This window comes from Micromonospora sp. WMMA1976 (genome assembly GCF_027497335.1).
GTDB classification, from domain to species: Bacteria; Actinomycetota; Actinomycetes; order Mycobacteriales; family Micromonosporaceae; genus Micromonospora; species Micromonospora aurantiaca.
Genome location: NZ_CP114912.1, coordinates 2,331,203 through 2,352,400 on the forward strand (window position 1 = coordinate 2,331,203; position 21,198 = coordinate 2,352,400).

The 21,198-nt window shown below is 74.6% G+C and carries 20 protein-coding genes; 3 read left to right on the forward strand and 17 right to left on the reverse strand.

Annotated features, from left to right (window positions below; translation table 11 throughout):
* Nucleotides 1-6 precede the first annotated feature (6 nt).
* From O7546_RS10840 to O7546_RS10850, 3 genes are read right to left on the reverse strand one after another with little or no spacing between them, the layout of a single operon-like run.
* Nucleotides 7-972: an N-acetylmuramoyl-L-alanine amidase gene (locus tag O7546_RS10840; protein ID WP_030268833.1), complete on the reverse strand. Its 966-nt coding sequence runs from the start codon at nt 970-972 to the stop codon at nt 7-9.
* Complete coding sequence (locus tag O7546_RS10845; protein ID WP_194799931.1) at nt 972-1,124, reverse strand: hypothetical protein; 153 nt, start codon at nt 1,122-1,124, stop codon at nt 972-974. Before O7546_RS10845 ends, O7546_RS10840 begins: the two co-directional genes overlap by 1 nt.
* Nucleotides 1,125-1,146: 22 nt before the next feature.
* Nucleotides 1,147-1,350: a hypothetical protein gene (locus O7546_RS10850; protein ID WP_194799932.1), complete on the reverse strand. Its 204-nt coding sequence runs from the start codon at nt 1,348-1,350 to the stop codon at nt 1,147-1,149.
* On the opposite strand from O7546_RS10850, the gene O7546_RS10855 reads away from it, so the two are divergent.
* Nucleotides 1,334-2,572 carry a glycoside hydrolase domain-containing protein gene (locus O7546_RS10855; protein ID WP_194799933.1) on the forward strand — a complete coding sequence of 413 codons (1,239 nt, stop codon included), beginning with the start codon at nt 1,334-1,336 and terminating at the stop codon, nt 2,570-2,572. The genes O7546_RS10850 and O7546_RS10855 overlap by 17 nt on opposite strands.
* A gap of 55 nt (nt 2,573-2,627) precedes the next feature.
* Here the strand turns inward: O7546_RS10855 and O7546_RS10860 are convergent, their stop codons facing one another.
* Nucleotides 2,628-3,518, reverse strand: a complete 891-nt coding sequence (locus O7546_RS10860) for an SGNH/GDSL hydrolase family protein (protein WP_194799934.1) — start codon at nt 3,516-3,518, stop codon at nt 2,628-2,630.
* Between the two features lie 398 nt (nt 3,519-3,916).
* On the opposite strand from O7546_RS10860, the gene O7546_RS10865 reads away from it, so the two are divergent.
* On the forward strand, nt 3,917-4,951 hold the full coding sequence (locus O7546_RS10865; protein WP_269696689.1) for a hypothetical protein: 1,035 nt from the start codon (nt 3,917-3,919) through the stop codon (nt 4,949-4,951).
* Between the two features lie 55 nt (nt 4,952-5,006).
* Here the strand turns inward: O7546_RS10865 and O7546_RS10870 are convergent, their stop codons facing one another.
* From O7546_RS10870 to O7546_RS10930, 13 genes are all read right to left on the reverse strand, one after another.
* Entirely contained in the window at nt 5,007-6,857 is a 1,851-nt protein-coding gene (locus O7546_RS10870; RefSeq protein WP_194799936.1) for an AfsR/SARP family transcriptional regulator, read from the reverse strand.
* 101 nt (nt 6,858-6,958) lie between these two features.
* Complete coding sequence (locus O7546_RS10875; protein WP_281600858.1) at nt 6,959-7,915, reverse strand: Gfo/Idh/MocA family oxidoreductase; 957 nt, start codon at nt 7,913-7,915, stop codon at nt 6,959-6,961.
* A complete protein-coding gene (locus O7546_RS10880) occupies nt 7,899-8,777 on the reverse strand; it encodes an inositol monophosphatase family protein (protein ID WP_281600859.1) in 879 nt (292 codons plus the stop codon). Before O7546_RS10880 ends, O7546_RS10875 begins: the two co-directional genes overlap by 17 nt.
* On the reverse strand, nt 8,774-9,307 hold the full coding sequence (locus O7546_RS10885) for a flavin reductase family protein (protein ID WP_194799939.1): 534 nt from the start codon (nt 9,305-9,307) through the stop codon (nt 8,774-8,776). Before O7546_RS10885 ends, O7546_RS10880 begins: the two co-directional genes overlap by 4 nt.
* Nucleotides 9,307-10,797, reverse strand: a complete 1,491-nt coding sequence (locus O7546_RS10890; protein ID WP_281600860.1) for an amino acid adenylation domain-containing protein — start codon at nt 10,795-10,797, stop codon at nt 9,307-9,309. The genes O7546_RS10885 and O7546_RS10890 overlap by 1 nt, the downstream gene beginning before the upstream one ends.
* 58 nt (nt 10,798-10,855) lie before the next feature.
* On the reverse strand, nt 10,856-11,956 hold the full coding sequence (locus O7546_RS10895) for an acyl-CoA dehydrogenase family protein (RefSeq protein ID WP_281600861.1): 1,101 nt from the start codon (nt 11,954-11,956) through the stop codon (nt 10,856-10,858).
* Nucleotides 11,949-13,109, reverse strand: coding sequence for an acyl-CoA dehydrogenase family protein (locus tag O7546_RS10900; RefSeq protein WP_281600862.1), 1,161 nt, complete (start codon nt 13,107-13,109; stop codon nt 11,949-11,951). The genes O7546_RS10895 and O7546_RS10900 overlap by 8 nt, the downstream gene beginning before the upstream one ends.
* On the reverse strand, nt 13,106-13,360 hold the full coding sequence (locus tag O7546_RS10905) for a phosphopantetheine-binding protein (RefSeq protein ID WP_135239575.1): 255 nt from the start codon (nt 13,358-13,360) through the stop codon (nt 13,106-13,108). Before O7546_RS10905 ends, O7546_RS10900 begins: the two co-directional genes overlap by 4 nt.
* Before the next feature lie 5 nt (nt 13,361-13,365).
* On the reverse strand, nt 13,366-14,613 hold the full coding sequence (locus O7546_RS10910) for an alanine racemase (RefSeq protein ID WP_194799943.1): 1,248 nt from the start codon (nt 14,611-14,613) through the stop codon (nt 13,366-13,368).
* Nucleotides 14,606-16,105, reverse strand: a complete 1,500-nt coding sequence (locus O7546_RS10915; RefSeq protein ID WP_194799944.1) for a class I adenylate-forming enzyme family protein — start codon at nt 16,103-16,105, stop codon at nt 14,606-14,608. The genes O7546_RS10910 and O7546_RS10915 overlap by 8 nt, the downstream gene beginning before the upstream one ends.
* On the reverse strand, nt 16,102-17,343 hold the full coding sequence (locus tag O7546_RS10920; RefSeq protein WP_281600863.1) for an acyl carrier protein: 1,242 nt from the start codon (nt 17,341-17,343) through the stop codon (nt 16,102-16,104). The genes O7546_RS10915 and O7546_RS10920 overlap by 4 nt, the downstream gene beginning before the upstream one ends.
* A 74-nt stretch (nt 17,344-17,417) precedes the next feature.
* Entirely contained in the window at nt 17,418-18,632 is a 1,215-nt protein-coding gene (locus O7546_RS10925; protein ID WP_194799946.1) for an inositol-3-phosphate synthase, read from the reverse strand.
* A 39-nt stretch (nt 18,633-18,671) separates the two neighbouring features.
* Nucleotides 18,672-19,946, reverse strand: a complete 1,275-nt coding sequence (locus O7546_RS10930; protein ID WP_281600864.1) for a DegT/DnrJ/EryC1/StrS family aminotransferase — start codon at nt 19,944-19,946, stop codon at nt 18,672-18,674.
* Nucleotides 19,947-20,051: 105 nt separating this feature from the next.
* Between O7546_RS10930 and O7546_RS10935 the strand changes: the two genes are divergently transcribed.
* Nucleotides 20,052-21,188 (forward strand): glycosyltransferase, encoded by a 1,137-nt coding sequence (locus O7546_RS10935; protein ID WP_281600865.1) that lies wholly within the window; start codon nt 20,052-20,054, stop codon nt 21,186-21,188.
* Nucleotides 21,189-21,198 lie beyond the last annotated feature (10 nt).

Genomic DNA, 21,198 nt, shown 5'->3' on the forward strand with positions numbered 1-21,198 from the left:
CCGGACTCAGACCTCGGTCAGCCGGACCGCGTCGGCGATGACCAGGCCGGCGGCGGAGCTCCACCGGCTGACCGCGACGCGGTTGGCGTCCCCGGCCGGCAGCGTGAACGTGCCGAGCGAGCGCCACTGCCCGCCGGTGGCCCGCTGGTCGACCACCACCGTCCGATTGCCGGTGGTGGTGGCGACGATGTACGGCGTGGCCGCGTTGTAGCCCGCGTTCGCCGGCCACCACGCCTCGACCCGGTAGTTGCCGGTACGCGGGACGTTGAACTTGTACCAGGCCGCGTCGCTCGCGGCGACCGGGTCCGCGTAGCGGTAGTCGGCGCCGTAGCGCTGCCCGGAGTACGTCGAGGTGCCCCAGCTCGCGCTGGCGGTGAACCGGCCGGCGGTGGCGTTGTCCACGATCGACGTCCAGCCGGTGCCACCGCCGGCCATCTTGGCGGCCACGTCGGCGCGCATCGTGTTCAGGTCGATGAAGGACGGGTCGATCTTGCCGGTGGTGCTGGTCTCCCGGTGGCCGCGGGCGTAGCTGGAGTCCCGGCCGAGCCGCTTGAGCACGGCGGCGGTGGCCGCGATGCTCGCGTTGTACTGGGCGGTGGTCATCCGCTGGTCGACGCCGTTGTAGTCGATCTCCCACCCGATCATCAGGGTGTTGCCGTCCCCGGCCGGGATCGGGCCGCTGCCGCCGCTGGTGCCGGCGTGGTTGCACCGGCCGGCGGAGATCACGTGGAACACGCCGTGGTAGTCCACGAGCGCCTGGCAGAGCGGGCCGGGCAGGTCGGACCGGCCGTTGATGCAGATGTTCAGCGCCGGGTGCGGGTTGGTGGCGCTGGACGTGGCGGCGGTGTGGTGCCAGAGCACGCCGATCGGGTCGAACGAACCGGAGCGCATCCGGTTGAGCCAGTCGCCCTCGACCACGACCTGTACGCCGGCGCCGCGCAGCACGTCCACGAGCCAGGGAATGGTGGCCATCACTGCTCCCCGAGCAGGTCGGCGAGGCACTCGGCCTTCGGCGCGGCGTGCGCCGTACCGGGACGGACGGCCACCGCGAGGGCGGCTGCCACCAGGGCGGGTACGCCGAGCAGACCTCGGCGTCGCAGACGGGGGGATCGTGACGTGGACATGGCGCTCCTCGGGTGACGACGCTCACCGATCGACGGATGTGAGTGCGGGCACGCTATACCGGCACCCGCCGTTCTGTCGATACCCTTCAATGATCGTTTCCGTCGTGAAAACTTTCGCCACCGCCATCTGTCGCCATTCGTCGATGCGTGGTAGAAATCCTGCCCAAGTCTCGCCGTCGAGCGAGGAATCCTTCACAGGAGGGGCGCCGATGAGAGCGATCGCCACGGCCCTGACACTTCTCGCCGTGCTCGCGGCCACGGCCCCGGCCGCGCCTGCCGCCGCGGCCGGGACGCCGGCCGCCGTCGCCGCGGTCGGCCCGCAGCCCGGCACCTTCACCGGCAAGGGCTTCGACACGTGCACCGCGCCGTCGCAGGCCGCGATGGACGCCTGGCTGAGCGCGTCGCCGTACCGCGCGGTCGGCGTCTACATCAGCGGCGCCAGCCGCACCTGCGCCCAGCCGAACCTGACCGCGACCTGGGTCGCCGACCAGACCCGCAAGGGCTGGCGGCTCATCCCGATCGAACTGGGCTACCAGGCACCGTGCGGCACCCGTACGCCGAAGATGTCCGCCGACCCGGCCACCGCCCGCGGGCAGGGGAGGACCGCGGCGGACAGCGCGGCCGCCGCCGCCGCGGCGCTCGGCATCGGCGCGGGCAGCACGCTCTACAACGACGTCGAGCAGTACCCGTCGAACGCGAGCTGCCGGGCCGCCGTGCTCTCCTTCCTCTCCGGCTGGGTCGAGCGGCTGCACACGCGCGGCTACCTCGCCGGCATGTACTCCAGCGGCTCGTCCGGCATCACCGACGTCTGCGCCGCCTACGACGACACCCGGTACCTGCGCCTGGACCAGATCTGGATCGCCTGGTGGAACGGCGTCGCGGACACCGACGGGGGCACGTACTGCGCCGACGACCGCTACGCCGACCAGCAGCGCCTGCACCAGTACGCCGGGGACGTCACCGAGACGTGGGGCGGCGTGACCATGAAGATCGACCGCAACTACCTCGACCTCCGGGCCGGCACGGCGACGCCCGCGCCGTGGAGCGTGACAGTGGACAACGCCACGTCGGGCGGGTTCAGCGCGGGCGCGGCGTGGGGCACGTCGGCGTACTCCGGGCAGCGGTACGGCGCCGACTACCGCTTCGCCACGCCGGTGGCGTCCAGCGACGTGGCCTGGTTCCGGGCGAGCCTGCCCGCGACCGGCTCCTACGAGGTGTCGGTGTGGTACCCGGCCGACCCCGGCTACAACGACCGCACCCCGTACCTGGTCGCCACCACGACCGGCAACCGGTCGGTGGCGGTCGACCAGCGCACCGGTGGCGGACGCTGGGTCTCGCTCGGCGTGTTCACGCTCGCCGCCGGGACCGGGGACAAGGTCGGGGTGAGCCGCTGGAGCGCCGGCGCCGGCTACGTGGTCGCCGACGCGGTCCGCATCACCCGGGTGTGAGGCCGCCGAACCGTGAGCCGGCTCCGCCTCGGCGGGGCCGGCTCACGGCGTGCTGTCAGCTCAGGTGCGCCAGCAGGGCGGTGGCCATGCCCTGCTCACCGCGGGCGTTCGGGTGGAACGGCGCGGCGGAGTTCTGCGGCACCAGTCCCTCCACCCAGCGGGTGCCGCTGCTCTTGCACGCGTCCCGCCCGATCGACGGCGTGTAGACGTCGGCGTAGCTCGCCCCGCCCGCCGCCGCGGTGTCGGCGAGCATCGTGTTCAGTGCCTTCTGGACCCCGCGCAGGTACGGCACGTCCTGGTAGGCGATCGGCACCACCGGCCAGCAACCGTACCCGCTGTCGGGCAGGATCGCCGGGTAGCCGAGCACCACCACGCGCGCGTTCGGCGCGGCCTGGCGGACCGCCCGCAGCACGGCCGTCACCTTCGGCGCGGTGGCGGCGATCCGGGCCCGCAACTGGTCCGTGCCGCCCGCGGTGAACCGGTCCTTGCAGGGCGACCCGAGCGGGCTGCTCACGCTCGCCTCGGCGCAGTCGCCGATGATGCCGGAGAAGCCGATGTCGTTGCCACCGATCTGGACGGTCACCAGCGCGGTGGCCGAGGTGACGGCGTTCACCTGCGGCGGCAGCGCGATGCCCAGCGCACCGTCCCCGCCGTACAGGATGTCCTCGGTGGTGGCGCCGGAGCAGCTCACGTCGGCGAACGACGACGAACCGGCGGACGTCGCGACCAGGGACGGGTAGTTGCGGTTGGAGCGCAGGCAGTTCAGGTCGACCTGGGTGGGCACGAGCGGGGCGGAGGTGTAGGAGTCGCCGAGCGCGACGTAACGCCCGGCGGGTGCGGCGGCGACGGCGGGTGCGGCGACGGTGAGCAGCACGCCGGCGGTGGCCGCGGCGACCGCGGCGAGTCTGGTGGCGGTCCGCATCAGCGGCAGGCGGGGACGGATCATGGGGCCCTCCCGGAGGGGTCCTGGTGGTGGTGCTGGGATTCTGTCCGCGCCTGTGACATGCGTCAATATAGACGATCCTCACTAAGTGGCGGTCCAGGATGTGGTCCGCCGCCGCCCCGCCGGCGTCGGCCGGTGTCGCGTACGTCACACTTTTCGGCGTCGTGGATGCCGGGTACAGGTCGATCGCCGATCGGTCGATCCGTTGCGTCACAACGGTCCCCGGCCCGTCACGCCTGATGGGCGGGCGGATGCCGGATCCGGGCGCGCACGCACCGGAGTGACCCCGGCACGGCTGGTGAAGAACGTATCGAATGTCGGCGATCGTGAATTTGCAGGCGTCATTACGCTGCGGGGTGGTTGATCGCCGGAACCACGGACGACAGGTGGAAGAACCTCAGATGAGTGACAATCACCCTCCCTACGGAGGCTATCCGGACCCGAACGCCGGAGCGTGGGGCAACCAGCCCGACCCGAACGCCCCGTACGGCGCGCAGCCGGCCTCCGGCGCACCCTACGGCTCGCAGCCGGCATCGGGTGCGCCCTACGGTGCGCAGCCCGCGTCGGGCGCCCCCTACGGCGCCCAGCCGGGGTCGGGTGCCCCGTACGGCGCGCAGCCGGGGTCGGGCGCTCCGTACGGCGCGCAGCCCGCGGCGCCGTACCCGGGTCAGCCGGGCTACCCCGGGCCGGCGCCGTACGCGCCCACCCCGCCCCCGAGCGGCGGCAAGAGCAAGGGCCTCATCGTCGGCCTCGCGGCCGGCGCGGTCACGCTGACGCTGCTGTGCTGCGGTGGCGGCCTCGCCTACGTCGCCTTCAACGGTGACGAGGAGGACCCGAAGCCGGTTGCCTCGGGCAGCGCCACCCCCGGGCCGGACAACAGTCCGTCCGCGACCCCCAGTGCGGGCGGGCCGGAGTCGACCGGGCCGGACGGGCCCACAAACAACGACTCGATCACCGCGCGGTACGCCAGCGAGATGTCGGCGGTCTGCGACGGGGGAGCGATCCTCAACGCCGCGCCGTACACCGCGCCGGCGGGCTCGAAGGCGTACGTCTTCTCCAACTCCCCGGACCGGCCGTCGTTCTGGTCGCAGAAGACGATCAGCTCGGCCAAGCCGTACTACGCGAAGTCGGCCGACTTCGCCACGGTGTCGGTCATCGGCTGCCTCAAGATGGTCGAGGGCAGCGAGGGCACGCCGAAGAAGTGCCAGTACAAGAACAGCGAGGACAAGGTCGTCACCGTCGACTACATCTCCTCGCGGTACACCCTGACCTTCCACGCCGCCAAGACCGGCGAGAAGGTCGGTGACGGCGGCACGGTGACCGCGCCCGCCGCCCGGTGCCCGAGCTTCATCTCCTACAACAAGGTGACGATGAAGTCGTACGCGTCGCCGGACAGCGGCACCATCGAGGCCGCGCTGGACCGCTTCCTCAAGTAGGTGACACCCGGTCGCGGTGTGCGGGTCGGACCGACCCGCACACCGCGACCGGCGTTCAGGCCGGACGCGGCCGGCCGTGCGCGTCCACGCGCTCGCGGGCGAACAGCCGCAGCAGCTCCGGCAGGTGGAGACGCTCGTCCGGGGCGCCGGGGTCGACCGGCACCAGCAGATTGTGCTGGACCAGATGCTCCACCATCCGGTTGGCCTGCTGCCGGGGCAGGCGCAGGATCTCCACCGCGCTGGCCGGGGTGATGAACGAGTCGGTGCGGGCCAGCGCGTGCAGCGCCCGGCGGGCGTCGACGTCCAGCGCCTGGTAGCTGACCGAGAGGCTGTCGCGTACCGAGATGTCCCCGACGGACAGCTCGGACAGCCGGTTCTCCTCGTCCTCCAGATGCGCGGCGAAGCCGGGCAGGGCGACGTCGGGCTGGGTGACGAGCCGGCTGCCGACGATCCGCAGGGCCAGCGGCAGCCGGTCGCAGGCCGCCGCGATCCGGCCGAACACCTCCGGCTGTTCCCGTACCCGGCGCTCGCCCGCGATCGTGGCGAGTAGTTCCACCGCGTCGGCCCGGTCGAGCGCGCCGAGCGTCAGCCGCCAGCCGACGTCCAGGTCCAGCAGGCGCTGCCGGCTGTTGATCAGCACCAGGCTGCGACCCGCCCCGGGCAGCAGCGGACGCACCTGCTGCGCGCAGTCGACGTCGTCGATGATGAGCAGCAGCCGCCGGCCGGCGAGCGCGCACCGCAGCACGGCCGAGCGCTCCCGGATGTCCTCGGACACGTCGGTCAGCGGCACGCCCAGCTCGACCAGCAGCTCCCGGATCAGCTCCCCGCTGCCGCGCGGCGGCTCGTCGCCGCTGTCGAAGCTGACGAAGAGCTGACCGTCGGGGAAGAGGTCGGCCAGGTCGTACCCGCTGCTCACCGAGAACGACGACTTGCCGACGCCCGGCGCGCCGGAGACGAGCACGACCCCGGCGTGCTCGTCGGCGCCGGCCGGGTCGGCGATCCCCTCGGCGATGGCGCGCAACTGGCCCGCCGTGGTGTCCCGGCCGACCAGGGACGGCGGTTTCATCGGCAGGGCCTGCGGGCTCGGCGGCGGGTCGGGCGGCGACGCGGGCCCGGCGCCGAGGGCCGCCGGCCAGCCGGCCGGTGGACGGACCTCGGCGGACTCCGCGTCCAGTGCGGTCTGGAGGGCGCCCTGGAGGGTGGGACCGGGGTCGACGCCGAGTTCGTCGACGATTCCGCGCCGGGCCTGCTGGTACACGGCCAGCGCCTCGGCCACGCGCCCCTCCAAGGTCAGCGCGGTCACCAGTTGCGCCTGCCGGCGTTCGTCGAGCGGCTCCTCGGCCACCATCCGGCGCAGCGGCGGGATGACCCGGGCCGGCTGACCCAGCCGCAGGCGCAGGTCGATCAGCTCGGTCGTCATCTCCCGGTGCTGTTCCCGCAGCGCCGTGACGGTCGCGCCGAGGTCGGTGCCGAGATCCGCCAGGTCCTCCAGCGGATGCCCGCCCCACAGCTCGACCGCCCGGTCGAACAGGTCGGCGGCGGCCTCGGGGCGGTCCCCCCGCGCGGCCCGGCGGGCCTCGTCGGCGAGACGCCGGAACCGCAGCAGATCCAGCTCGTCCTCGTCGACCCGCAGGTGGTAGCCGGTGCCGTCGTGGACCAGCCGGTCGGCCGAGTCGCCACCGCGGTCCAGCGTCTGCCGGAGCCGGTGCACGTACGTGCGCAGGTTGCGGACCGCCGACGCGGGCGGCGCGTCCGGCCAGAGGCCGTCGACCAGCCGGGATGTGGGGACAGTACGTCCCGGGCTCAGCAGCAGCACGGCGAGCAGCAGGCGGGGTTTGGTGCCGGTGAGCGTGACCGGCCGGTCGTCCACATGAACTGTCAACGGGCCGAGGACACTGAACCGCATCGATGCATTCCCCCGCTCCGCAGTACCGTCCACAGTGTGGTGTACCGATGGATTTCCCACCTTCGGCTGGGGAATGCCTCGCTCCCAGATGGTGCAAGTAATCACCGTTCGGTGTGTACTTCGTGACCCGGTGTCAGCTGTGCCGTCGCCCGCCGCGCCGCGTCGAGCACCGCCACCGCGTCCGCCACCCCGGCACCCGCCGACCGGCCCTCCCGGACCAGCCCGGCGAAGTCCTCCGCCTGACGGGCCAGGGCCGCGTACATGGTGGCGTCCCCGTCGGCCGGGTCGAGGAAGGTCAGCCGCTCATGGTCGCGGGTGCCGAAGACCTCCACCGTCGCCATGTCGCCGCCCCGGTGGTGCCGGCCGAGCGACACCAGCGCGGTGCCGCCGCCGGACAGGCCGAGCAACGCCTGCGCGCTGTCCACGTCCCGGCCGCGTACCGCCGGGTCGGTGACCGGCCCGGCCGGCTGCACCGCGAGCCGGTCGATCTCCTGCCCGGTCAGCCACCGGATCTGGTCGAACTCGTGCACGCCCATGTCCACGAAGATCCCGCCGCTGCCGGTCCGGAACGCCGCCGCCGGTGGTTCGCCGTCCCACTGCGCCGCGGCCACGAACAGCACCTCGCCGAGCTCGCCGCCGGCGATCCGCTCCCGCAGCCGTCGTAGCTGCGGGACGAACCGGCGCCAGTAGGCGACCTGGAACGGGATCCCGGCCGCGGCGGCCACCCGGCCCGTCTCCGCCGCCTCGGCCGGGCCGAGCCCGGCCGGCTTCTCGCACAGCACCGGCAGCCCTGCCTTGGCGGCCGCCGCGACCAGCGCGCCGTGCCGCCCGGTGGGCGCGGTCACCAGGAGACCGTCCGGCACGGCGTCCGCGAGCAGGTCCTCCACGCTCGGGTACGCCGGCAGCCCGGCGGCGGTGACCGCCTCCCGTGCCGCCGGAACCGGATCGACCACGTACCGGATCCGGACGGCCGGGTGGTCGGCCAGGGCCCGCAGGTGGTGGTGGCCCATCCGGCCCGCCCCCACCAGTGCCAGCCGGAACTCATCGCTGCCGGTCATCGTCGGTGCCCCTCTCCTCGTCGCTGTCGGTGCTGTCGTCGCTGTCGATGCCGTCGCAGCCGTCCGCGCCGTCGTCGCCCAGCCAGCCGGCCAGCGCGGCCACCACGGCCGGCGCGCCGGTGGCGAAGACCACGAACCCGTCGTGGGCCCACCGCCGGCTCACGCCGCCGGCGGCCTCGACCAGCGCGGCGCCGGCCGCGATGTCCCACGGCGCGGGGTCGAAGCTGACGAACGCGTCCAGCTCGCCGCGGGCCACCGCCGCCAGGTCACAGACCGTGGAGCCGGTGTTGCGCAGGTCGGCGACGCGGGGCGCGACGCCCACGAGCGCCTGGTACGCCCGCCGTCGCGGCCCCGGCGCGTTCGGCACCGCGAACGCGACCAGGGCGTGCCCCGGCTCGGCCTCGCGGTTCACCGCGACCGGTGCGTCGCCGTCGAGCACGCCGTCGTCGTCGAGTACCAGGCAGGCGCCGGTGGCCGGTTGCAGCACGGTGGCCGCGACCACCCGGCCGTCGCCCACGTCGCAGCCGGTCGCCACCGCGATGCTGACCGCGTAGCGGCTCGCCCCGTGGCTGAAGTTCAGCGTGCCGTCGAGCGGGTCGACGATCCAGCGCAGGCCGGAGCAGCCGTCGCTGGCCCCGGACTCCTCGGCCAGCACGGCGTCCTGCGGCCGGTCGCGGGCGAGCAGGCCGAGGATGGCCCGTTCGCTGGCGTGGTCGGCGCTGGTCACCGGATCCTGGGCCGCGCCGCCCTTGTGTTCGGTCTGCAAGCCCTTGCCGCGCGCCTCGCGGATCGCGTCCGCCCCGGCCCGCGCCGCGCGCAGGCTCAGGTGGCGCAGGTCGCCGGGAGCGGCACCGATGCTCATCGCGCCACCTGCGCTTCCCGCGGCGCGGCGACCCGCGCGTAGTCGCCGTCCACGAACAGCAGCGGAGGGGTCGGCCGGAGCAGGCCCGCGGAGCGGACCTCGCCCATCAGCACCGCGTGGTCACCGGCCGGATTCGCGGAGACCGCCTCGCAGCCGAAGTACGCCACCCCGTCGGTCAGGCGCGGGCAACCGGTCGCCCGCTCGTCGTCGTACGCCACACCCGCGAAGCCGTCGGCGCCCGCCGGCCGGCCCCGGCTGGCGAACCAGGCCGCCTCCTCGCGCTGGTCGTCGCCGAGCACCGTCACCGCGAACCGGCCGGTACGCCGCACCGCGCCGAGCAGCCGGCAGTCCCGCCGCAGGCAGACCAGCAGCATCCGGGGCGACAGCGACACGGTGGTGAAGGAGTTGACTGTCATCCCCACCGGTCCGTCGGGCCCGACGGCGGTCGCCACCGCCACTCCGGTGGCGAAGCGCCCGGCCACCGAGCGGAACGCCCGTTCCTGGTCCTGTCCGTTCCCTGTGCCGGTCATCACCGTGCTCCTCTCGTCGCGCCGCCGACCAGGTCGGCGGCCCGCCGCCGGTCGGTCTTGCCGTTGGCGTTCGTGGGCAGCGCGGCCACGTGGTGGATCCGCGCCGGCACCATGTAGGCGGGCAGGCGCTCCGCGCACCTGCGGGTCAGCTCGCCGGTGATCCCGTCGGCGCCGGTGTAGACCGCCCGCAGGGAGACGTCGTCGCCCGCGCCGAACGCCAGCACCACCGCGTCCTGCACCCCCGGGTGGCCGCGCAGGATCATCTCGATCTCGCCCAGCTCGATCCGGTAGCCGCGCAGCTTCACCTGGTCGTCCAGGCGCCCGTGGTGCACGAGCGTGCCGTGCTCGCGGCGGACCCGGTCTCCGGTGCGGTAGTACCGGCGGCCCGCGTACGTGACGAACCGGCCCTCGTCGTCGGCCGGGTCGAGGTAGCCGTCGAACCGCTGCGGCCCGTGCACGCACAGCTCACCGTCGTCCACGCCGACGGCACCGTCCTCGGCGCGCAGGATCGCGTCCAGCCCGGGGTGCGCGTCGCCGATCGGCACGGTGCCGTTGGAGGTCGCCGGCCAGTCCGCCGGATCCGCCGGCAGCCGGTGACCGGTGCAGGTCACGGTCAGCTCGGTGGGACCGTAGAGGTTCTCCACCACGCTGCCCGGCGCCGCCGCCGCCCACGCCCGCGCCTGCTCCAGCGTCAGTGGCTCGCCGGCGAAGAGGCTGTGCCGCAGGCCGGGCATGGCGCCGGGGGAGAGCATCCGCATCCGGCGGGCCAGCGAGACCACCGAGGGCACCGAGAACCAGTGCGTGATCCGCCGTTCGTTGACGAACCGTACCGGCGTCAGCACCTCGTCCGGCTGCGGCACCACGAGCGTGGCACCACCGCCCCAGGCGACGAACATGTCGAACACGGACGGGTCGAAGGTCAGGTCGAAGGTCTGCGACAGCCGGTCACCGGGGCCGACCGGGTAGCGGTCCCGGCAGTACGCGAGGAACGCGTCCACGTTGCGGTGCCGGACCGGCACGCCCTTGGGCCGCCCGGTCGAGCCGGAGGTGAACAGCAGGTACGCCACGTCGTCCGGCGCCACCGGGGCGGCCGGCGGCGCGACGGCGGGCGCGCCGTCGAGGCGTACCGTAACCGCGTCGCCCGTGACCTGCGCCGCGGTCGCGGCGCCGGCGTCGTCGACCACGAGCGCGTCCACGCCCGCGTCCCGGCACTGCCGGGCGGTGCGGGCCGGTGGGAAAGCCGGGTTGAGCGGCACCACCACCGCTCCGGCACGCAGCGCGGCCAGATAACCGGCGTACGCGGGCAGGCTGCGGGCGGCCAGCAGGCCGACCGCGCGCGGGCGGTGGCCCACCACGGCGTGGATCCGCCCGGCGAGGCCGTCGGCGAGGTCGCGCAGCCGGCGATAGGTCACCGGCTCCCCGCCGACCTCCAGCGCGACCGCTTCGGGCACGCGTGCCACGGTCTGCTCGAACCAGGAGTAGAGACTCACGGCGTTGCTCCCTTCACTGTGCTGTCGTCGATCGGTCTTCCGGCGCGGGACGCCGCGCTCAGGTCACCGCGCCCGCCAGTTCGTCGGCGTGGTCGGCGATGCCGGCGAGCATCGCGCCGGTGGCGCCACCGGCGATGCCGAACATGGCCGCCTCGGTACGCAGCTGCGCCTCTCCGCCGTCGCGGAACGCGTCCGCGCCGCGCAGGCGCACCGCCTCGGCGGCGACCCGGTCCACGGTCTCGGCGGCGCTGACCTTGAGCAGCATCCCGGTGACCGCGGACGGGACGGCGGCCGGCGCGTCCAGCAGCGGCGCGCACAGCGCGTCGAGCTGGTGCGCGGCGACCAGGCACCGGGCGTACCGCTCGCGGACCGCCGGGCGGTCCCACAGCGTGCCCGCCCCGTCCGGCCGCCGCCGCAGCCAGTCGTGCAGGCCGGCCAGCATCCGGTGGCACATCGCCCGGGCCCACAGCGCCCCGGCGACCCGTTCGACGCCGACCTGCCGGGCGAACCCGGCCAGCGCCCGGCCGGGGCGGCCCAGCACGGCGTCCGGGCCCAGCGCCACGCCGGCGAAGCGCAGGTGGCCCACGCCGGACCCGGCGAACGCCCGCCCGGCGGACCCGACCGTCACGCCCGGCGCGGCGGCGGGCACCAGCACCCAGCAGAAGCTGGTGAAGTGCCGCGCCTCGCGGTGCCGGGCCAGCACCAGTGCCGCGTCGCAGCTCGTCGCGTTGGTGATCCAGTCCTTGCCGCCGTCCAGGACGGCGCCGTCGTCCCCGGGCTTCACCCGGGTCGTGGCGTCGAGCAGATCCGAACCCGAGCCGGCGGCGTCGGTGACGGCGAGCGCCACCACCGTCTCGCCGCGCAGCATGCCGCGCCGCGCGGTCTCCGCCGCGCCGGTCACGCCGGCCAGCAGCGGCAGTACGGTGGCGACCTGGACGCAGACCGACAGCGTCACGCCGAGCGGGCACCGGGCGTCCAGTTCGGTGAGCAGCGCCGACAGCCGCCGGGGGTCCGGCTGGACGCCGTCCGGGTAGAGCGCCTCGATGATCCCGGCGGCGCCCAGCGCGCGCCACACCGCGCCGGGGTCGGTGGGGTCCGCGCCGGACAGGGCGGCCCGCACCGCGGCGGCGTCGTCCCCGGCCGGCGTCGGCTCAGGCAAGACGCACCCCCGGGTCGCGCAGCGACAACGCCCCGTTGGCCAGCCGCAGCCGGTCGTTGGCGTAGTTCAGCGAGGCCGAGCGCAGATCCCGGAAGGTGCGCTCCAGCGTCAGCGGCGAGTCGGTCAGGTAGCCGTGGCGCAGGCCGGTCAGCTCGACCAGCTCGTCGGCGGCGGCGAAGGACTCCTCGGCCGCCCGGATCTTCAGCGTGTTGAGCAGAAGCTGCACCGGCGCCGCCGACATGTCCGGTGCGTCGGTGACCACTGCGACGGTGTGCCGCAGCAGCGCGTGCGCCGCGTCCAGCCGGGTGCGGATGCCGGCCAGCCGCAGCAGCACCAGCTCGGAGGAGGGGGCGAACTGCCGCCGTCCCGCCTCGCTGCGGGCGTGCCGCAGCACCCGGGCGTACGCACCGGCGGCCGCCCCGATCCAGGCCGCCGACCAGCCGACGTGGGCCAGCGGCGCGAAGACCCGGGTGGCGATCTCCCGGAACCCGCCGTGCTCGCCGATGACCTGCCACTGCGGCACCGCGCCGCGCAGCCGCATCGGCACGCTGTGCGTGGCCCGCATGCCCAGCGGGCGCCACCCGCCGGTCACCTCGGTCTCCACCTGGTCCCGGTCGGCGTAGACCAGGTCCACCTGGGCGGCCGAGCCGGCCCCCGGCGCGCGGGTCGTGATGAGGAAGGCGTCCGCGTACGGACCGCCGGTCACGATCGGTGCCTGCCTGTCGATCCGCAGCATCTCGCCGTCGTGCTCCAGCGCCGACTCGGCGGTCAGCAGGTGACCGCCCTTGCCGGCCTCGGTGGTGACCGAGCCGAGATACCGCTCGCCCCGGGCCACCGTCGGCAGCACCTCGGCGCGCAGCTTCTCGCCGCCGTACGCGGTGATCGCGGCGACCTGCTGGCAGTGCATGGCGAAGACCATCGCCACCGACATGTCCACCCGGCCCAGCGTCAGCGTGACGTCGACCAGGTCCGTCAGCGTGCCGCCGGCACCGCCCTCGGCGGCCGGGACCAGCAGCCCCAGCAGCCCCGTACGGCGCATGGCGGTCAGCGCCTCGGTCGGGAAGGCGGCGTCCTCGTCGGACTGGCGGGCGTGCTCCGCAGCGACCTCGGCGACGGTCTCGGCGGCCGGGGCGTACCCGGCGGTCGCGGTCATCGGGAACCACCGCCGACCGGGGCGCGCAGTTCCTCGACCACGCCCCACAGCCCGCCGGCCGTGGCGAAGGTCGAGTCGACCAGCTTGTCGTCGGGCACGGCGACTCCGAACGTGTCCTCGATGGCGAACAGCAGCTCGATCTCGCGCATGGAGTCCAGGCCGAGGTCGCGCAGGCGCGACTCCTCGGTGATCTCGTCCGCGCCGGCGAACTTGAGGAACGGGCGGAGCAACTCGGTGAATTCGGCGTTCATTGACGTCACCTTTCTTCTCGGGTTTCGGCAGTGGCGCCCGGCGCGTCGACCGGGTGCCGCGTCAGGGTCAGCCGGGACGTCTCGACGACGCGGTCGCCGTCGCAGACGACCTCGACCGGCGCCGGGTGGCCGAGGAAGGCCAGCAGGCTCGCCGAGAGCCCGTACGCCCCGACGTTCGGCACGGCCAGCACGTCGCCCGGCCGCACGTCGGGCAGGTTCGCGGCGCGGGCCCAGGTGTCCAGCGGCGTGCACAGCGGCCCGGCGACGATCGCGGCCTCCAGCGGCGCGCCGTCGCGGCCGTCGGCGGCGTGCAGGGCGGGTACGAGCGGCGGCAGCCGGCGCAGGCCGGACATCCCGCCGAGGTGGTTGATGCCGGACTCCAGCACCACCACCGGCGTACCCTGCGACCGCTTGACGTCCAGCACGCGCGTCAGCAGCGTGCCGGCGGTCGCGGTGAGGAACCGTCCGGACTCGAAGGCGACCGTCGGCGCCCCGTCGCGCCAGCCGGGGAAGAGCTCGTCCAGGGCCGCGGCGACCCGTTCGGCGAGGCCGGTCAGGTCCGCGTTGCGGCCGGGCCGGGCGAACGGCGCGCCGAAGCCGCCGCCGAGGTCGAGCAGGGTCAGGTCGATGCCGAGCAGGTCCCGCAGCCGCCGGGCGGTACGCGCCGCCGCGGTGAACTGGGCCACCAGCGCGTCCACCGAGTCGACGTTGCTGCCGGTGTAGAGGTGGAATCCGCGTACCGGGGCCGACGGGCGGGAGCGGAACCGTTGCGGCTCCTGTTCGATCCAGTCGGCGTCGGCGCCGAACTGGGACGCGACGCCGGTCATGGTGAGCCCCTGACCCGGGTTGGGCACCCGGTCGTTGACCCGCAGCAGGCACCGCACTTCGACGCCGTGCGCGGTGGCGATCCGGTCGGCCTGGTCCAGGCCCTCGGGCGAGTCGACGGAGAACCAGCGGACACCGGCGCGCACCGCCTCGGCCACCTCGGCGTCGCGCTTGCCGGGTCCGGTGTAGAGCATGCGCTCGCCCGGCACACCGGCCCGTAGCGCCGCGGCCAGCTCGCCCGGCGAGCAGATCTCCGCGTCGCAGCCGGCGGTGTGCAGCGCCGCGACCAGCGCCGGGTGCGGGTTGGCCTTGAGCGAGTAGAACAGCCGGCTGGGCGCGGGCAGCGCGGCGACCAGGGTGGCGTGGCTGGCGCGTACCCGGGCCAGGTCGTAGCGGTACGCCGGGGTGTCGAAGGGCAGGTCAGCCATCGTGCTCACCCGCCAGCCGGGCCAGCGCCCGCCGGTCCACCTTGCCGTTGCCGGTCAGTGGCAGGTTGGGCAGCACGACGCAGCGCGCCGGCACCTTCATCTCCTCCAGCTGTTCCCGCAGCCGGCGCAGCACGTCGGCGGGGGTCAGCGCGGCCACCACGAACAGCGTCGCGCCGTCGCGGCCGTCGGCCGGCGGCAGCACCCCGGCCGCGTCCACGCCGTCGACCCGGTACGCGGCGGCCTCCACCTCGGTGGCGCTGACCCGGGTGCCCTTCTCCTTGTAGACGTCGTCGCGGCGGCCGGCGAAGTGGACGTACCCGTCGGCGTCCACGTGACCGTGGTCGCCGGTGTGCAACTGCGGGAACAGCCCGTGGGCGCGGCGGAAGCGTTGCGCTGTCAGTTCGGGTCGCCGCCAGTAGCCGGCCATCACGTGCGGGCCGCGTACCACAAGCTCGCCGCGGACGCCCGGTGGCTGACGCCGCCCCTCGGCGTCCACAGTGAAGATCTCGGTGCCGGGCAGCGCGCGCCCGCAGGCGCCGGGCCGGCGCAGGTCGGCGTCGGGCGGCATGATCGCCGCGCGTTTGCACTCGGTGAGGCCGAACATCAGCTGGACGGCCAGGCCGGGCAGCAGCCGGCGCAGGCCGGCCAGCACCTCCGGCGGCATGGCGGCGCCGGTGTTGGTGAGCAGGCGCAGCGGCGGGCGCGGCGCGCCGGCCCGGCCGAGCAGCCGCAGCAGGTTGATCGCGAGCGACGGTACGCAGGGCAGCACCGTGGCGCCGGACTCGACGAGGGTCGCCAGCAGGCGGCCTCCGGTGTCCCCGGGATCACCGAGGCGCAGCCGGGCGCCGGCCACGGTGCTCAGGAAGATCTGGTAGAGGCCGTAGTCGAACGACGGCGGCAGCAGGACGTGCACCACGTCGTCGGGCCGGTAGCGCAGCTCCGACTGGATCGCCCGGACCGCGAACGTGACCTGGGCGTGCGTGGACACCACGGCCTTCGGCATGCCGGTGCTGCCGGAGGTGTAGATCAGGCAGACCGGGTCGACCGCGAGCGGGGCCGGGCCGGTGGGCGCGTCGCCGATCGCCGCGGCGGACGCGGCGTGCCGCGCCTCGGCCGCCCTGTGGACCGGGACGCCGCGGGCGCGGGACAGGCCGGTCAGGACCGGGTCGTCGGTGAGGACCAGGCCCGGTTCGGCGTCGTCGAGCACGTGGGCGAGGGCGACTTCGGGGGCCGGCGTCCGGAGGACGACGAAGACCGCGCCGGCCCGGGCGACCGCGTACAGCAGCGCCGGCAGGGTCGCGTCGGCGGGCAGCGCCACCAGCACCCGGTCGCCGCGCCGGACGCCCTGCCCGCGCAGCCAGCCGGCCAGGCGCAGGCTGTCGGCCCGGACCTGACGGTACGTGAACTCGACGGTCCCGTCCCCGGCGGCGGGCGCGTCGGGCCGCGTGTCGGCGGTGCGGTCCAGCAGGTCGTGCAGCAGTTCGGTACTCATCGGGCACCTCCGGTGGCGGCGCCGAACATGGCGCACAGGGAGCCGACGTCGCGCAGGTCGGCCGCGGACAGCGCGGTGGCCGGCACCTCGACGCCGAGCCGGCGTTCGACCCGGTCGATGACGTCGACCAGCCGGAACGAGTCGAAGCCGGGCAGTTCCCGGAGCACGTCGGTGGTGCGCAGGGCCGAGCCGTCCAGGTCCAGGGTGTCGCCGAGCGCGCCGAGCACCGCCGCCCGTACCCCGTCGTCACCGGCCCTCTCCGGCGCGGGCGGCGCGGCGTCGTCGCCGGTCGCGCCGGCCGGTCCGGCGATCGACTCCAGCGCGGCCAGGTGCTCGGCGATCAGCTCGCCGAGCGCGTCCGCCAGTTCCGGCGCGGCCGGCCGGCCCGCCTGAGCCCGCCGCAGCGCCACGTAGCTGCGCGTGGCGAGCTGCTGCCAGCGCGCGGCCTGCCCGGCCAGCGCGGAGGCGGCGTCGGGCGCGACCGCGGCGAGCCAGCGTTCGTGCAGGTCGCGGGCGCGGGCCAGCAGCCAGACGTCGAGGACGAAGCGGTGCAGCCCGGCCACCGTGTCCAGGGCGGCGGTGCGGGTCAGGTAGCCGTCGATCTCCGGGCGGGCCCGGCCGGCCCGGGCGGCGTTGCCGGCGAGCATGGCCGGTACGTCGAGCTCCGGGGCCGGGTGCGCCGTCACCGCCAGGGTGTGCGCGCCGCCGGCCAACGCCGTGTCGAACACGGCGTCGGGCAGCCGCCACACGCCGGGACGCGCGGGACCCCAGGCGGTGTCGTTGTGGTACGCGTCGACCACTGTGACCTCGTCCGGCGCGGCGGCCGTGACGAGGAAGCTGTGCCGCATGTGCTCGTGGTCGTGGTAGGGGCACCAGGGCAGGTCGTACGCGTCGGCGGTGACGTAGAGCGGCTGGCCCGGGGCGGACAGCCGGCGCACCTGTGGCCCGTCGAGCTGCATCCACCGGCCCTCCACCCGCAGGCCCAGCAGGTCGACCGCCTCGGCGGCCCGGTCGTCCGAGGTCGCCTCGACGGTGACCAGGCCGTCCTTGTCCCGGGTGTGGAACCCGAACCGGGCGCCGAGGGCGAGGTGGCTGCCGGACCCGTTCGCGTGGTCGGCCAGCAGGGCGAAGCTCGTCTGGAGACAGTCCAGCGCGGTCGCGTGCAGACCGGTCAGGATCGGTGTCCACACCGGATCCGTGCTCGGCCGGTCCGGCGCGTTCGGGACGTGGTGGGACATGGGAACTCCTCGTTACGGATACGTGGGCGGGGCCGCCGGCGCGGTGGGTGCCGCGCCGGCGGCCGGTGCGAAGGTCAGCTGTCGGTGCGGCCGTCCAGCCCGTTGGCCCAGGTGGCGAGCGCCTGCGCCTGCTCGGCGAGCGCGTGCTCGTCGGTGCCGATCGGGTCCTTGAAGAAGAACCCCAGCTCCTCGATCGGGCCGACGTGCCCGGCCCGGTGCGCCGCGGCGGTCAGCCGGGCCAGGTCGAGCACCAGCGGGGCGGCCAGCGTGGAGTCCACTCCGCTCCAGGTCAGCTGCATGGACATCCGGACGCCGAGGAAGCCCTCGAACGAGACGTGGTCCCAGGCGGTCTTGTGGTCGCCCAGGTCCGGCACGTTGTCGATGTGCAGCGGGGCGGTGACGTCCTCACCGAGCAGCGCGGGCAGCACGCCCGACTTCGAGCTGAGCTTGCTGCGGGCGTTGCGCGGGTCCTCCAGCGTCGCGCCGTCACCGCCGCCGAGCAGGTTGACCCCGGCCCAGGAGAGCACGTGCAGGGCGCGGGAGGTGAACATCGGCGCCAGGGCGGTACGCAGCAGCGTCTCCCCGGTCTTGCCGTCGGAGCCGGCGAACGGCACGCGCTCCCGCTGCGCCATCATCTCCAGCGCGGGCAGCCGGGCCCCGGTGGACGGGGTGAAGTCGACGAAGCCGCAACCGGCCTGGAACGCCGCGTACGCGACCACCGAGCTGGCCGGCAGCGCCTTGTCGTCCGGGTCGGCCATGGCGCGGGTCAGCGCGTCCAGGTCGTCGTACTCGGGCCGGTGGTCGGCCGGCGGCTCGGTCGAGGAGACGTTGATGACGACGACCCGGGACAGCCCGTGGCGGCTGCGGAACTCCTCGATGTCGCCGGCCAGCCGGTCGACCACCTCGGCCAGCGGCGCGGTCTCGGTACGCGCGTCGTACCCGGTGCGCAGGTTCTGCTCGACCTCGGGCAGGCTGCCGCGCACGGCGGCCAGCACCGGCGCCGGGATGACACCGGAGTCGACGAGCGACTCGGCCTTCTTCTCCAGCGGCGTGTCGACGATGTCGTGCCCGCCGACCACCATGTCGTTCCAGCTCGCCAGCGGCGCGTCGCGCAGCATGCCGGTGTCGGTGACGCAGCCGGTCGAGTCGGCCATGCCGGCGCGCAGCGCCAGCAGACCGGTGATCGCGGTGGTGGCGACCGAACCGCGGGCGCCGTTGAGCCACACGCCGACGGGTGCGTCCGTGTCGGGGGACGGGGCGTGCGAGGTCTCGCGTTGGGTGACGGTCACGGGAAGACTCCTTCTCTGGGTGCGCCGGGACGGCGCGGTTCAGCGGGTGAGCACCTTGGTGACGGCGGCGGCGATGTCCTCCATGTCCTGTTCGGTGCCGAGGAAGGTGCTGTGGTGTGTCTGGACGGTGTGGGCGGCGAGCCACTCGGTGTTGGGGTACGTGCGCTCCCGGTGGATCGCCGCGAAGCGTTCGGCCAGCGGCGCGAGCAGCGGCTTCGTCCACGGCTGGAGCAGCCGGCTGCGGTGCAGCGGCTCGTCGGTGCAGTAGAACCGCCGGCCCAGTTCGGCGGTGAGCGCGGCGGCCGCGGCGGCGTTGTCCATGCCGGCCGGCAGCTCGTCGAAGACGATCGTGCCCTCGTAGATCGAGATGCGCGTCTGGTCCGGCGCCGGTTGCAGCAGCCGTACCCCGTCGACGCCGGCCAGCAGCTCGCCGAGCAGCCGGTAGTTGTGGTTGCGCACGTCGTGCTGCTCGTCCAGGGTGGTCAGCTGGGCGCAGGCCACCGCGGCGGAGAACTCGTTCAGGCAGAAGTTGGCGCCCTGCACCCCGGCGCTCTCCTCCAGGTCCAGCTCGCCGGCCGGCGTCCGGTCGCCGCGGTAGCGGCGCGAGTCGGCCCGCAGCTCCTCGAGCACCGGCGCGAGCGTGTCGTCGTCGGTGACCACGGCCCCGCCCTCACCGCAGGTGAGCACCTTGCCGTGCTGGAAGCTGAAGCAGCCGAGCCGGCCGAGCGAGCCGGCCTGGCGGTCCTGCCAGGTGGCGCCGTGGGCCTGCGCGCAGTCCTCCACGACGGAGATGCCGCGCGGCCGGGTGACCGCGTCGAGCGCCGGCACGTCGGCCATGTTGGAGGCCCAGTGCACCGCGACCACGGCGCGCGGGTCCACCGACAGGTCGATGTGGTCCGGCCCGACGCAGCCGGTGTCGCGGTCGACGTCGACGAGCACCGGGACCAGGCCGGCGCGCAGCGCGGCGGTCGCGGAGGCGGTCCAGGTCAGCGCCGGTACGAGCACCGTCTCGCCGTAGCCGAGGCCGAGTGACTCCAGGGCCACGACGAGGGCGCTCGATCCGTGGTCGACCGGCACGCAGTGGCGGGTGCCGACGTAGCGGGCGAAGTCGGCGGCGAAGCGCCGCTCGTACAGGCCGGTGCCGCCGACGGACGGGCTGCTGATCGCCCACCGGCCGCCGGTCAGCACCGCGGAGAGGTTGCCGGCGGCGTCCGGCGCGGGGATCGGCCAGCGTGGCCACGGACGGTCGGGCGGGCGGACCGGCCGGCCACCGTCCACGGCGAGCCGCCGGTCGAGAGGAATGGAGGTCGTCATGTCCTCGACCTTGATGCCCATCGATACATCAGCGGTACACACGCGGTAGCCGGCCCGGCCGGCGCCGTGTATCGGCGTTGTATCCGGGTGGTCGAACCTCGGGACATGAGCCGATCCGCATCGCACGTGAGCGAACCGACCGAACCCCGCGCCGTCACGCGCGGCGTCTCCGTCGTCATCCCGGTCAAGGACCGGGTGGCGGAGATGCGCCGTCAGCTGCGCAGCCTGCGTGACGCCGCCCCGAACTGCCCGGAACCGGTGGAGGTGGTGGTCGTCGACGACTCGGCGCCCGGCGCGGCCGCCGCGCACCGCGCCGCCTGCGCCGAGTACGGCGCCCGCTACGTGCGCGGCCCCCGGCACGTCGGCGCCAAACGGAACCTGGGCGTCCGGCACGCCCGGTACGACCTGCTGCTGTTCACCGACTCCGACTGCCGGGTGCCGGCCGACCTGATCACCCGGTACGCGGCCCGGCTGCGCGCCTCCGGCGAGGAGGTCGCCGGCGTCACCGGCCCGGTGATCGTCGAGCCCGGCGACAGCGCGTTCTTCCGCGTGATGCGCCGCTCCTACCTGCTGCTCGGCGACCTGACCCGGCCGCTGCACTACGAGCGCGTGTCCTGGGGCGCCGGGGCGAACATGGCGGTGAAGCGCTCCGTCTTCGAGGCGGTCGGCGGATTCCCGGAGGACTCCCCGATGCCGCTGGGCGGCGAGGACCTGCACCTCGGGCTGCTGCTCACCGACGCCGGCTACGTGCTGCTCACCGACCCGGACGGGGTGATCACCCACGACACCGGCGTCGCCGACACGTTCCGCGCTGTCGCCTACCGGTTCACCACGTACGGGCGCTCCGAGCAGTGGCTCTGCCTCGCCCACCCGCACCGGCGCAGGTTCGTGCTCAACACCGCCAGCACGCTCGCCGTGACCGCGCTGGCCGGGATGCTGACCGCCCGGCGCAGCGGTGGGCGCAGCCTGCTCGCGGTGCCGGCCGTCGCGGCCGCAATGATCGCCGCGAAGACACCCGGCCGGCTCGGCGGCGACCGGGGACCGCGCGCGGTGGCCGAGTCGATGGCCTGCGCGGCGATCGAGACGCTCTTCGACGGGGCCGCGTTCGTCACGTCGCTCCGGCTCGGCCGCCCCGACCTGCTCTTCACCGGCTTCCGCGCGCCGGACGAGGCCGACTACCAGCCGTACGGGGCGGACCACCGGCCGGTCGCGCCGGTGGCCGTGCCGCCGGTGGCGGCCTGACGGAGGGAGT